The following is an 11,581-nucleotide window of genomic DNA, read 5'->3' on the forward strand; positions in this document are numbered from 1 at the left end:
GCCTCACCAAGGTACAACAGTCATGAAAGCGTATTTGATCTCGCTGGCCGCCGGCGTGGTGGTCGGCCTTCTCTACAGCGTGATGGAAGTGAAATCGCCCGCGCCGCCAACCATCGCGCTGGTCGGACTGCTCGGCATGCTGGGCGGCGAACATGTGATTCCGTTGGTGCGCACGTGGCTGGCGTCGGGCATTCATTGACACGCTGCATGCCGCCGCACGTCGTTCGCGTTGAGTTCAGCGCGTTGATCAAAAGAGCCAACGCGACCGCATCTTCAGGCTCTCCAGGCCGTCACCTTTTCTGTCACCGTGCGCCGCACGCTAAGATTGAGCCCCAACGGGCCCGTGCGCCGTCTGGAAACGACAAGAAAAGCTTTGCCTCGGAGAATCAGATGCCTGAAGAATACGAAGTACATGGTCCGCACGACCATGCCGTGGAACACGCGGGCCATCATGACGCGGATCCGTTCGCGAGCCGAATGGCCGTGATCACGGCCATTCTCGCGACAATCGGCGCGCTGTGCGCCTATCAGAGCGGCAACAGCGAAAACCTCGCGCTGTACTACAAGAACGAAGCCGCCATCAGGAAGACCGAAGCGTCGAACCAGTGGAACTATTACCAGGCGAAGGGCGAGAAGGAAAACCTCGCTGAACTCGGCGCCGCGCTGTCCGCCGGCAACGCCGACGCGCATGCGAAATTCCTCGCCGACGTCGACAAGTACAAGCAGCAGAAAGAGCCGATCCGCGCGAAGGCCGAAGCGATCGAAAAGGAAGTCGTGGATAACGACGCCAGGAGTGAAACGCTCCTGCACGGCCATCATCGCTGGGCGCAGGCCACCACGCTGATTCAGGTGGCGATCGCCCTGTGCGCGATCACGCTGCTGACCCGCAAGAAATGGCTGCGCAATCTCTCGTTCGTGGTGGCGGGAGCCGGCGTGATCACCGGCGCGCTGGCGTTTTTCTCGGCTTGATGAATGAGTGGCCGCGCAACACGGCGCGGCTTTCACTGCCCGTGAGATGCGGGTCAATAATGTTTTGCATGTCGGCTCGTCCCGAACGGGCGCATTAAAGAGATAAGCGCCGCGCCGCTTCATGACATAAATTAAGGATGCCGTATTACTGTTCGCGCTTCTACGGCGAACACCGCATCCGGCACGATCTGTCATGGAGGAATCGCTGTGAGAGAAACTACTGAATTGTCAGGCGAGGTGGCGACCGCCAACCTGGAGGAAAGCATTCTCCTTCCCCAGCTCGGCTGCCCTGCGGGAAAAATCGGCATAGCGGTCGGCGATATGCTGGAACGCTCGAATCGCGCGGTTATCGCAACGTCGTTCGATCTGCTCGATCTGCACGCAAACGAGCGCGTTCTCGAAGTTGGCCTCGGCAACGGCGGCCATATCGGCTACGTGCTCGATCAGGCCGCGCGGCTGCGCTTCACCGGTATCGATCTATCGCCCACCATGATCGCCGCCGCTCGTTGCCGCAACGCGGCTTTCGTGCGCGACGGCCAGGTCAGGCTCGAAACGGGGATGTCGTCGCCATGCCGTTCGCAGCCGCCTCGTTCGACAAGGCAGTCACGATCAACAGCACCTATTTCTGGCCCAACCTGACGGCCGGCCTGGCAGAAATTCGCCGTGTGCTGCAGGTGGACGGCACGCTGGTGATCGCAGCCATCACGCCGGAGGCCGCCATCGAAATGCCTTTCGCCGAGTACGGCTTCACGGTGCATGACGCAGCAGCACTGGAGGCCGCCTGCGTGGCCGCGGGATTCGATCGGATCGGCATTACCCGCTATGTCGAGCCGCTCGGCGACCCGCCGCAAGCGTATGGCCCGCGTGAGTTTTATCTGCTGCGGGCGTGCGCCGTCTGACACGGCGCTCCGCGCTTGCATCGCATGCCGTCAATCTCAATGCGCAATGCCGCGCGCGCGTTCGAGCAACAACTCGCGTTCGCGCGCATTGCGCGTCATCCCGGCAGCGCGTTCGAATTCGGCGCGCGCCTCTTCCTCGCGGCCGAGCTTCGCCAGCAGGTCGCCGCGTACACTCGGCAGCCAGTGGTAGTTCGCGAGCGCGGCGTCCGCTGCCAGCACGTCGACAATCTCCAGACCGGCAGCGGGGCCGAACGCCATGCCGACCGCCACCGCGCGGTTCAGCTCGACCACCGGCGAAGGCGCAACCTGTGACAGCGCGTCATACAACGCGACGATCTGCGCCCAGTCGGTATCGTCCGCGCGACGCGCACGGGCGTGGCAGGCCGCGAGCGCCGCCTGTAGCGCATAGGGGCCGCTCGCGCCGCCCAGCGCATGCGCGCTGTCGAGCGCGGCAAGTCCGCGACGGATCAGCAGCGGATCCCAGCGGCTGCGGTCCTGTTCGAGCAGCAGCACAGGGCGGCCTTGCGCATCCGTGCGAGCATGCGTGCGCGACGCCTGAATCTCCATCAGCGCGACGAGGCCGTGCGCTTCGCTTTCGTTCGGCACGAGACCGCTCAGCACGCGGCCAAGCCGCAGCGCTTCCTCGCATAGCGCCGGACGCATCCAGTCGTCGCCGGCAGTGGCCGAATAGCCTTCGTTGAAAATCAGATAGATGACTTGTAGCACCGAGGCGAGCCGCGGCGCGCGCGCCTCCGCCTGGGGCACCTCGAACGGCACCCTGGCCGCCGAGAGCGTGCGCTTGGCCCGCACGATTCGCTGGGCGATGGTCGGCTCGGGCACGAGAAACGCGCGCGCGATTTCTTCCGTGGTGAGGCCGCCGAGCAGGCGCAGGGTGAGCGCGACGCGCGCGTCGGTGGACAACACCGGATGGCACGCGGTGAACACGAGTCGCAGCAGGTCGTCGCCGATATCGTCGGCGCGGGCGGCATCGAGGGTATCGACGAAATCGGGCACGACATGAGCCTCCAGCGCGTCGAGGTCGTGACCCAACTCCTGGTGCTTGCGGGCATGCAGCGCCTCCTGACGCAAACGGTCGAGAGCACGGTTCTTTGCAGTCGCCATCAGCCACGCTCCCGGATTGTCGGGCACGCCCGCATCGGGCCAATGCTCAAGCGCGGCCACCAGGGCGTCTTGCGCCAGCTCTTCGGCGAGCCCCACGTCACGCACGATTCGCGCGACGTGGGCGATGACCTTGGCGGATTCGATCCGCCAGACTGCCTCGATGGCATGGTGGGTGGCTGCCGTGGTCACAGCCTCAGCCCACCGCCCTGGCGTTCGGGTCCATGTAGATGAGCTCCCAGATGTGGCCGTCGATATCCTCGAAGCCGTGCCCGTACATGAAACCATAATCCTGCGGCGCGCGCGGTACCGTGCCGCCGGCGGCGAGCGCCCTGGCAACCAGTGCATCCACCTCCTGCCGGCTTTCGCACGACAGGCCCACCAGCGCTTCCGTGCTCTCCTTCGGGTCGCACAGCGACTTGCGCGTGAACGACTTGAACAGGTCCTTGACCAGCAACATCGCGTAGATGTCCTCGCCGAGGATCAGGCAGGCCGCCTGCCCGTTCGTGAATCTCGGCTCGAAGCTCAACCCGATCGCGCTGAAAAAAGCTTTCGACCGTTCGAGATCATCCACTGCGAGATTGACGTAGATCTGCTTGTGCATGATGCAGTCCGTTGATGAGGTTGTGGCCGGACGGCTTCAGCGCGCCATGTCCGGTGCGTCGCGCTGCTTAGCCGCCATGCGCCGCGTTCGGCGAAGTCCCGATTCACGCTTCAGCGCTTGCCTGCTTCCAGCTCACGGAACCGGTCCAACTCGGGGCTGGGTTCGAAGTCGTCGAGTTCGAACAACTGACGCACTTCGATTTCGCCGTCGGCCTGCTCGCCGAAGGGCGCCGGAAAGCGCCGCGCCCATTCCATCGCTTCTTCACGCGAGCGCACCTGGATCAGCGTATAGCCGGCAATCAGTTCCTTGGTTTCGGCAAACGGGCCGTCCACCACTGAACGCCGGCCGCCGCTGTAGCGAACGCGCCAGCCTTTCGAGCTCGGTTGCAGGCCGGTGGCGTCGAGCAGCACGCCGGCTTTGGCCAGTTCTTCGTGATAGGCGCCCATCGCGGCCATGAGGGACGCTTCCGGCATTTCGCCGGCTTCGCTGGCAGCCGTTGCCTTTACGAGGATCATGAATCGCATTGCCGTTACTCCTTTTTGTTGTGAGAGGGAAAGCCGCGCACGTTGACAGGCTTTCTACCCACACGACGAACAATGCGCGACCGGATCGACATGCACGCCGATCCGCCAGGGAAAACCCCGAGAACACATGCTGTGGATGCGCGAACCGGCTAGGCGAAACAAGGCCCGAGCTTGCGGACTTCGACCGTGCACCACGTTGCCGCCGGACAGGCCTGCGCGATTGCCACGGCTTCTTCGCGGGTTTCGCAATTGAGCAGGAAGAAGCCACCGACCATTTCCTTGGCTTCGGCGAAGGGGCCGTCGAGCAGTTTCGGCTGGCCGTCGCGTATCTGTACGCGCACGGCGTCGCTAGACGACGTGAGCGATTCGACCGCGAGCAGTTTGCCGCGCGCTTTCAGATCGGCCGCGAAACGGACCATCTGGTCGTAGACCTCGCGGCCCGCAGTTTCACCGCGTTCCGTGCGCTGATTCGGGGGTTCGACGATGAGCAGCATATAAGACATGGCGTCTCCGATTTGATCGCGCCGCTAACGTGAACGCCCTGGAAGCGTAAGAGGCAAAGGTCGCGCTCGCGGTGGGTTGGCGAAAGGCAGTCTAACAAGCATGAAAGACTCCGGCAAACCTGATCCGGCGCTGGCGAGGCGCCCAGCCGCACGCCTTACGGACACTCGTAATAACCGCGCGGCATCATCATTGTTTTTTTACCGCGCGACGCGATAATGCCGCGTTGAAGTATTCTCCCTACGCGCTAAAGATGTGTCGTGAAATTGCCGTTTTATCGTTTTGGCAGGCGCGGGAAATCAGCTTTCAATTTAACGACGCCGGGCGATTCAGATCGTGCGCATTCATCGGCGAAAGCTGCCGGCTATAGATAACCATTCACAAGCAATCGAATAATCAAAGCGTCGGGGAAATTCATGCATCGATCGTTAGTGCGCAGCGGCGCTGCCGCCGCTGTGGCGTTTGCCTTTTTCCAGCTCAGCGGCTGTGGAGGCGGCGGCTCCAATTCGGGATCGTCGAACCCGCCGGCCGTTACGGCGACCGCGGTCGGCGGGACCGTGGCCGCGGGCAGCGCCCTGGTCGGCGCGAACGTCACGCTGATCGATGCGACCGGCGCGCAGGCCACCGCGACCACCAACGCGCAAGGCGCGTACTCGATCCCGGTGAAGGGCATGACCGCGCCGTTCCTGATCGTCGCCAGCGACGCCGCCCGTCTGTCCGCCCCGCTCGTCTCGGTGCTCGCGAAGTTGCCGACCGGCACCGCGCCGGCTGTCGTCAACGTCACCACGCTGACCACCGCGATTACCGCGATGCTCACAGCCTCCGGCAGCCCGCTCGACCTTGCGTCGATCACGGCGCTGACCAAGGTCACATTGCCCGCCGTGCAGATCGCCACCATCACGCTCGACACGATGCTGGCGAACATCCTCGCGCAGAACGGCCTGCAACTGGCCGGTTTCGATCCTATCGGCGCAGCGTTCACGCCGAACCATACCGGCGCGGACGCGGTCATCGACACGGTGTCGCTCGTCACGTCCGCTAACGGTGGCCTGTCGCTGCTGTCCAATGCCGCGCCGGGCACGACCGTGGCGCTGAACAACAAGACCGCACAATCGGTGACGCTCGCCGCGCCGCCAGTGGCCGCGAATTATCTGGCCCCGCTCGCGACGCTGCTCACCACCTGCGCGGCAAACGGCACGCTCAATACATCGTGTTCGCCCGCCATCGACGCCACGTACCTGGAAAACGGCTCGACCGATCTCGCCGTCGGCCACGGCTCGACGGATGCGGCGTTGGCCGGCGCCGTCTTCGGTTCGCCGAAGACGCTCGCGTTCTTCACGCGCAACGGCAAGCAGCAGGCGCTCGTGCAATTGCCGTTCACGCTCGCGAGCGGCACGGCGGCCGGCGTGCTCTACAGCATCGCGCAGCAACGCGCGACGCCCGCCACGCTGGCCGACGGCACGCAGCTTGGCTGGGACCTGGTCGGCAATCAGTCGCAATTCGCCGTATCCATCGACTCGCAGATCGCGCGGCGAACCTTCCTCGATTCGAGATTGAGCGACGTGAACCGTTATGAGTCGGGCCTCACGATCGCGATCCCGACCGCGTCGAATCCCACGGTTTATTCGGCCTCCGTCACCGGCCCCGGTCTCGCTGCGCCCGTCTGGCTGATGCCGCGCAATGCGGTGGGCAGCAGCACGCTGGGTCTCTCGGACACAGTTCTGAACGCCGCGCCGGTATCGCCTGCCACGACCAGCAGCAACACGTCGCTGTACCGCTGGTCATGGCAGTCGCTGTCGTCTACGGCGAACTTCACGGCGCCTGCCGCGAGCGGCTATTACTCGCCGCAATCAATCGATGCGAGCAGCGTGCCGCTCTATTCGACCTACACGGTGACGTTCTACGACAGAAACGGCGCGCAACTCGGCCAGTCGTCGATCATCAATCCAGGCAGCCCGCTGAGCGCAGCGGCCGGTGGCTCGGTTGCATGGCCGACGCTGCTGCCAGATTTCGCGACTGAATTCCTGACGCCGGCCGGCTCGCTCGCGGGCACGCAGTACGCGATGAGCGTGACGTGGTCGAGCCTCGTGAACGGACAGGACCTCGCCTATCCGGTGACGTCCGTGCAGATTCAGGCAACCGGTCTGACGGCCTTGGGTTCGGTAACGGAAGTGGACGGCTTTTCTGTCGGCGCGCCGAACAACACCACGTTCGGCCAGTATCAAACTACAGTGAGCGCAGGCGTCAATTCGCTCGGCGTGGTGACTTGCTCGAATTGCCCATTCCCGCCGCTGATCTCGGGGAATTCGCGGCTCGTGCAATTGAGCGGCGGGCAGAACGGGATCGCGTTCTACGACATTACGAAGTACAACGATTAGCGCCACGTAATGGCACATCCAACCGGCTGAACGAAAAACGCCCCACATGGGGCGTTTCGTCTGTTTGCCGGAGAATGGAGAAACCCGTGCGTGCCGCTCAGACCACGGCTTCCGCAATTGCCTGCACCTGCGCGGACCTCATCAATCCTTCTATCATCCTGGCTTCCGCGCTCGCAATCTCGCTCAGCGATGCCACGCTCAGCTGGCCGTCGAGAATCGCCAGCGCCGTGCACAGGCGGGTGTATTCGCCGTCTTGCAGTGCCCATGCGCCTTCGCTGTGTTCACGCGTGTCGAGCTGAACCATCGCCGCATGCGCGCTTTCGATGTCGGACAGCACGTCCTCGCCGAGGCCGAGCCGCTCGAGCTCTTGCGACACCAGCAAATGCCGGCTCAAGGTCATATGCAGATTCCGCGAACCGTGACCGTTCCGGAATGCATCGAGGGCGGTATAGCACTGCAGAAGCATCGCCGACGTAACCGGCTCATGGGCGGTGCGGCTATAGGTCAACGCGCGCAACAGCGGGGACATGGCCGACTGGTTGTGCTTGCGGACTCGCGATTTACTGGACATATCGATTCAACTCCTTCTCTGGCTCTCGGCTTCGCCACCGGACGCGTCTGCTCTACCGTGGCAAACGCCGCCGATACGCCGGCGGCTTGAACAGGCCCTGATGCGAGTCTGTGTGGCCATCATGGCAAGCAACTATTAAGACAGACTTAAACTACATCAAGTCCCGTTCATGTGCAGCGTCTCACACCATGCGGCCGGCCGGGTATCGAATATCCACCGACAAACCGCAAAACGCGATGCAACGTCCGCATATCGGCGCGAACCCGCCAATTGCAAGACGTGCCGCGCAACGAGACGAAAAAAAACCCTGTTCCCGTGAAGGAACAGGGCCGGACAGGATGGAACAGTCGTACTCGCGCGTGGATGCTTGCCGACTTTTACCCACCACAAACTATCAGAGCTGCTACTTGAACTACATCTGCAAAGCCGTTGTTACTTGAGCTGTTGTTGCTTGAACTACCACTGCATCACAGCCGGGTCCCTCGCCTTCAACATCACCTGGCTGCAACCCCCTGCTGATTCACGCGCCAATTGCATGGATTGCGCGCTGTTTGCATTGCTTCTACTACCTACTGCTTTACTGCCCTGCCGCGTTCGACAAACCGCGGCAAACTGCCATCAACGGTACGGTTCAAAACAACGCGGGGGAAGACCGCGTCGATGGGGCTCGGTCATCTGTCGCTCCATGAAAAACAGTGTATGCCGGCCCTTGCCAATGCAATTGCGCGAAGCGAGGGGAATTGGCAGGCCAGTTTGGCGAATCAGCGTAACAGGCCGATTTCCTCAGACGTGAGCGGGCGCGCGCGGCGCCGTCCAGAGTGATAAATACGGCTATTTACGAGGGCGGATCTGTTGCCGGCGACTTCAATGGCCGGACCGATTGGAAGTGAATCGAGCCGGCAAAGGTCGGCAACGTTCAGCGAGCAACGGTACTGTCACCGTCGCTCGCTGGATGTCGGGGACGTGCGGTTGCACGACGACATATCACACGACCGCGAACGCGAACGAAACGCGCAATGGCATCGAGCCGCCTCCTCAACCCCGGGCGGCAAAATCGGCGATCGTCAGCAGCACTTTTTCGCCCGGACGTGCCAGCATTTTTCTTTCCGCCACGGCGGTAATGCGCTTGCGTCCGTCCGCGAACGTCTTCAAGACGCGTTCCTCGCCGGCGTCGCGTTGCAACCAGAAATGCTGTTCCAACGCCTCACGCGTGACGGCGCACTCGAGGTCCCGTCCTCGCGTCGAAAGCTGGAAAATCACCGCGCGTCCGTCTGCCGAGACGCTGGGTTCGAGCTCGATAATCTCCATAGCCCACCTCGCAAAGTTCGTTAAGCCGCTCGCCGTGTTGAACGAACGACACCGGAAGAAACTGAATAGCTACGCAAAGCCACAGCGCGCACCTCGCGATCCGCAAGACATCGCGAACCAGGAATGCGGCGGCCAGCGCTCGTGGCAAATGCCGTGCGTATCGGCAAAGCGCAGACAAACAGTGTGGGGATAAAAGACGAGCGTCATCGCGTCGCTATCAACCCCGTACGTGACAATGTGTGGCTTCGTATTCAGCATGTGTCGTTGTTATGCTTCGCCGGCATCGTTGCCTCGCGGTTCCGCTTCGAACCCACGCCGCCTGCAATTCGCGGATGAGGCAAAAGCAAAGCGCATGCCAATCGACATAAACCGTGCCGCATTAACCGTAGCGCGCGCAGCGCCGACAGGCCGCGCCCTGCTTCAGGCGCGCCGCAAACATCGGTCGCGCCTGAAGCGGCGCGCACGCGAGCAGGCGAATCCGCAGCCTCGCGGACTGCCCAGCGTCGGCCTTGGCGCGACCGGCGAACAGCCGGGTCGAGAGGCACAAACATAACCGCGTGGTAAAAAAGCGCTGCTGGCGCGACAATTCACGACCATTCTTACTAGCCGCCGGCACGCCGGCAACGTGACCCACATGTCCGTTCAAGAACCCGCTTTCACCCTGCGCCCGGCGCTAGACACGGACGAGGCCTTCCTGTTCGAGCTACGCAAGGCGACCATGACGGAGCACCTCGCGCGCGTCGGCGAACCATCGGACGATATCGAGCATCGCGCGCGTCTGCTGCATCGTTATGACACGGCGCGCGTGATTTGCATCGACGGCGAGCCGGCCGGTTTGCTCAAAGCGCATCGCACGCAAACCGAATGGGTCGTCGTGCAATTGCAGATCATGCCGTCGCTTCAAGGGCGCGGTATCGGCGAACGCGCGCTGCAATCGGTGTTGCGCGCCGCGCAAGCCGACGCATTGCCGGTCACCCTTAAGGTGCTCAAAGGTAATCCCGCGCAGCGCCTGTACGAACGTCTCGGCTTCGAGATCGTCGGCGCAGATGACCGACAGTTTTACATGAGGCGCGCGCCACGCGCGCCGACGGAAATTGAAGCAGAATGAATGTCGGATAAAGACTGATACGCAACGGACCTGTTATGACCTTTCGCGACACCTCCGCCATTGCAAGCTGGCATGCCCATGTGTATTTCGATGCGAGCAGCCGCGACGCCGCGTGGACCTTGCGCGAGCAGATCGAAGCACACTGGAGCGGCAAACTGCAACTGGGCCGCTTTCATGAGCGCCCGGTGGGACCGCATCCCATGTGGTCGTATCAGCTCGCGTTCACGCAGGAGCAGTTCGCCGACCTGGTCGGCTGGCTAACGCTCAATCACGGCGCACTGGATATCTTCCTGCACCCGAATACCGGCGACGCGCTCCGCGATCACCGCGACGCAGCCGTATGGATCGGCCATTCACACGAACTGGTGCTGAGCGCGCTGAACTGAGCGCCGTGAACGCGACGCGCGGCGAACCGGATAGCGCGCCGCCCGCTGTTGCGCTTCACATGTTCGAATACGAACTGCACCAGCCGCGCGCGGCAACCTGCTTGTCGCCGAACAGTGTGCAACCGCCGTATGCGTCCGTGGCTTTACCCTGGAACAGCGAGCAGTTACCGCAGGTTTGTCCGGCGGCGTAACTGGGGAATTTCGTTTTGTCGACCCTGGAAACGTCCTCCTTGTAGCCGACGGCTTGCGCCTTCGGATCGCTTTCGCTGAGCGTGTTCGCAGGCTCGGCGAAGGCAGTACGGGCGAGTGCGAGCACTGAGCCCGCGCTCACGCCCAGCAGCAGAAAATGGCGGCGCGATGTTTTCATATAGGTCCGATTGTGGGTAGGGACTTGCCTCGATCGCGATCAACCGCCGTCAATCGAGAAATCGCGTGAACCGCTCAACCGGTTCGCGCTCGGTGCGCAACGTGTTGACCAGCGCGTCTTCGTCGGCGAAACCGAGCGACATGCCGCACACCAGTTGTTCTTCGGGCGGCAAGCCGAGATGCTCCGCAATCACCCGGTGAAACTGCGTAAACGCTGCCTGTGGACAGGTATCGAGACCACGGCCGCGCGCGGCGGTCATGATCGCCTGCAGGAACATGCCGTAGTCGAGCCAGCTGCCGCGCTCCATGACCCGGTCGATGGTGAAGAACAAGCCCACCGGTGCGCCGAAGAAGCGGTAGTTCTGCGCATGCTGCTCATGCATGCGCGCCTTGTCGCCTTTCGTGATGCCGAGCAGGCCATACAGATCCCAGCCGATTTTGCGGCGCCGGTCGATGTACGGTGAAACCCATTGATGCGGGTAGTACGGATACTCTTCCTGGTACAGTGCATCGCGTTGCGGATCGTCGTAAGCGGCAAGCAAGGCCCGCGAAAGACGCGCAAGCGACTCGCCCGTCACCACGTAGACTTTCCACGGCTGCGTGTTGGTGCCGGAAGGCGCGCGGCTGGCCGCTTCGAGAATGGCTTCGATATCGGCGCGCGGCACGGGTGTGGGCAGAAAAGCGCGAATGGAACGCCGCGTGATGAGCGCGGTGTCGACGGCGTTGGCGGGTGTGGTCATCGGCGAATTCCGGCTGAGCCAGCAGTGTGGCGGTCTGCGGGAATTCTAGCGCGAGCGCGCACTTGTGCGCTGGGAGGCCGGCAAGCGCCTACCGGGCGTCACCGGCTT

Annotated in this window: 16 protein-coding genes; 7 read left to right on the forward strand and 9 right to left on the reverse strand. The window is 62.9% G+C overall.

Annotation, left to right across the window (positions count from 1 at the left end):
- Positions 1 to 22 precede the first annotated feature (22 nt).
- The gene (locus BXE_RS35645) at positions 23 to 199 is read left to right on the forward strand and encodes a DUF1427 family protein (protein WP_007178496.1); all 177 of its coding nucleotides are present in this window, start codon (positions 23 to 25) and stop codon (positions 197 to 199) included.
- 191 nt (positions 200 to 390) lie between these two features.
- Positions 391 to 969: a DUF4337 domain-containing protein gene (locus BXE_RS35650; protein WP_011492980.1), complete on the forward strand. Its 579-nt coding sequence runs from the start codon at positions 391 to 393 to the stop codon at positions 967 to 969.
- 228 nt (positions 970 to 1,197) lie between these two features.
- On the opposite strand, the gene BXE_RS47460 is transcribed toward BXE_RS35650, so the two are convergent.
- Positions 1,198 to 1,395 carry a hypothetical protein gene (locus BXE_RS47460; RefSeq protein ID WP_233519024.1) on the reverse strand — a complete coding sequence of 66 codons (198 nt, stop codon included), beginning with the start codon at positions 1,393 to 1,395 and terminating at the stop codon, positions 1,198 to 1,200.
- Positions 1,396 to 1,404: 9 nt separating this feature from the next.
- On the opposite strand from BXE_RS47460, the gene BXE_RS48310 reads away from it, so the two are divergent.
- Both BXE_RS48310 and BXE_RS47470 read left to right on the forward strand, forming a co-directional pair.
- Complete coding sequence (locus tag BXE_RS48310; protein ID WP_407668647.1) at positions 1,405 to 1,608, forward strand: hypothetical protein; 204 nt, start codon at positions 1,405 to 1,407, stop codon at positions 1,606 to 1,608.
- Positions 1,539 to 1,868, forward strand: a complete 330-nt coding sequence (locus BXE_RS47470) for a class I SAM-dependent methyltransferase (RefSeq protein WP_233518994.1) — start codon at positions 1,539 to 1,541, stop codon at positions 1,866 to 1,868. The genes BXE_RS48310 and BXE_RS47470 overlap by 70 nt, the downstream gene beginning before the upstream one ends.
- A 36-nt stretch (positions 1,869 to 1,904) precedes the next feature.
- Here BXE_RS47470 and BXE_RS35660 read toward each other — a convergent pair whose 3' ends face one another.
- The 4 genes from BXE_RS35660 to BXE_RS35675 form a co-directional block, all read right to left on the reverse strand.
- Positions 1,905 to 3,179 carry an RNA polymerase sigma factor gene (locus BXE_RS35660; RefSeq protein WP_011492981.1) on the reverse strand — a complete coding sequence of 425 codons (1,275 nt, stop codon included), beginning with the start codon at positions 3,177 to 3,179 and terminating at the stop codon, positions 1,905 to 1,907.
- Between the two features lie 4 nt (positions 3,180 to 3,183).
- A complete protein-coding gene (locus BXE_RS35665) occupies positions 3,184 to 3,591 on the reverse strand; it encodes a VOC family protein (RefSeq protein ID WP_011492982.1) in 408 nt (135 codons plus the stop codon).
- A 110-nt stretch (positions 3,592 to 3,701) separates the two neighbouring features.
- Positions 3,702 to 4,115 carry a YciI family protein gene (locus BXE_RS35670; protein WP_011492983.1) on the reverse strand — a complete coding sequence of 138 codons (414 nt, stop codon included), beginning with the start codon at positions 4,113 to 4,115 and terminating at the stop codon, positions 3,702 to 3,704.
- A gap of 149 nt (positions 4,116 to 4,264) precedes the next feature.
- Complete coding sequence (locus BXE_RS35675) at positions 4,265 to 4,618, reverse strand: YciI family protein (protein WP_011492984.1); 354 nt, start codon at positions 4,616 to 4,618, stop codon at positions 4,265 to 4,267.
- 414 nt (positions 4,619 to 5,032) lie between these two features.
- On the opposite strand from BXE_RS35675, the gene BXE_RS35680 reads away from it, so the two are divergent.
- The gene (locus tag BXE_RS35680; RefSeq protein WP_011492985.1) at positions 5,033 to 6,994 is read left to right on the forward strand and encodes a hypothetical protein; all 1,962 of its coding nucleotides are present in this window, start codon (positions 5,033 to 5,035) and stop codon (positions 6,992 to 6,994) included.
- A gap of 97 nt (positions 6,995 to 7,091) precedes the next feature.
- Here the strand turns inward: BXE_RS35680 and BXE_RS35685 are convergent, their stop codons facing one another.
- Together BXE_RS35685 and BXE_RS35690 are read right to left on the reverse strand one after the other, a co-directional pair.
- Entirely contained in the window at positions 7,092 to 7,565 is a 474-nt protein-coding gene (locus tag BXE_RS35685) for a hypothetical protein (RefSeq protein ID WP_011492986.1), read from the reverse strand.
- 1,035 nt (positions 7,566 to 8,600) lie between these two features.
- Positions 8,601 to 8,873 (reverse strand): DUF1488 domain-containing protein, encoded by a 273-nt coding sequence (locus BXE_RS35690; RefSeq protein WP_007178505.1) that lies wholly within the window; start codon positions 8,871 to 8,873, stop codon positions 8,601 to 8,603.
- 634 nt (positions 8,874 to 9,507) lie between these two features.
- Between BXE_RS35690 and BXE_RS35705 the strand changes: the two genes are divergently transcribed.
- The gene (locus BXE_RS35705) at positions 9,508 to 9,981 is read left to right on the forward strand and encodes a GNAT family N-acetyltransferase (protein ID WP_011492989.1); all 474 of its coding nucleotides are present in this window, start codon (positions 9,508 to 9,510) and stop codon (positions 9,979 to 9,981) included.
- A 35-nt stretch (positions 9,982 to 10,016) separates the two neighbouring features.
- Entirely contained in the window at positions 10,017 to 10,367 is a 351-nt protein-coding gene (locus BXE_RS35710) for a DOPA 4,5-dioxygenase family protein (RefSeq protein ID WP_011492990.1), read from the forward strand.
- A gap of 55 nt (positions 10,368 to 10,422) precedes the next feature.
- Here the strand turns inward: BXE_RS35710 and BXE_RS35715 are convergent, their stop codons facing one another.
- Both BXE_RS35715 and BXE_RS35720 read right to left on the reverse strand, forming a co-directional pair.
- Positions 10,423 to 10,734, reverse strand: a complete 312-nt coding sequence (locus BXE_RS35715) for a high-potential iron-sulfur protein (protein WP_011492991.1) — start codon at positions 10,732 to 10,734, stop codon at positions 10,423 to 10,425.
- A 49-nt stretch (positions 10,735 to 10,783) separates the two neighbouring features.
- Positions 10,784 to 11,473, reverse strand: coding sequence for a nitroreductase (locus BXE_RS35720; RefSeq protein ID WP_011492992.1), 690 nt, complete (start codon positions 11,471 to 11,473; stop codon positions 10,784 to 10,786).
- Between the last annotated feature and the right edge of the window lie 108 nt (positions 11,474 to 11,581).

The sequence above is a fragment of the Paraburkholderia xenovorans LB400 genome (genome assembly GCF_000013645.1).
Classification (GTDB): Bacteria; Pseudomonadota; Gammaproteobacteria; order Burkholderiales; family Burkholderiaceae; genus Paraburkholderia; species Paraburkholderia xenovorans.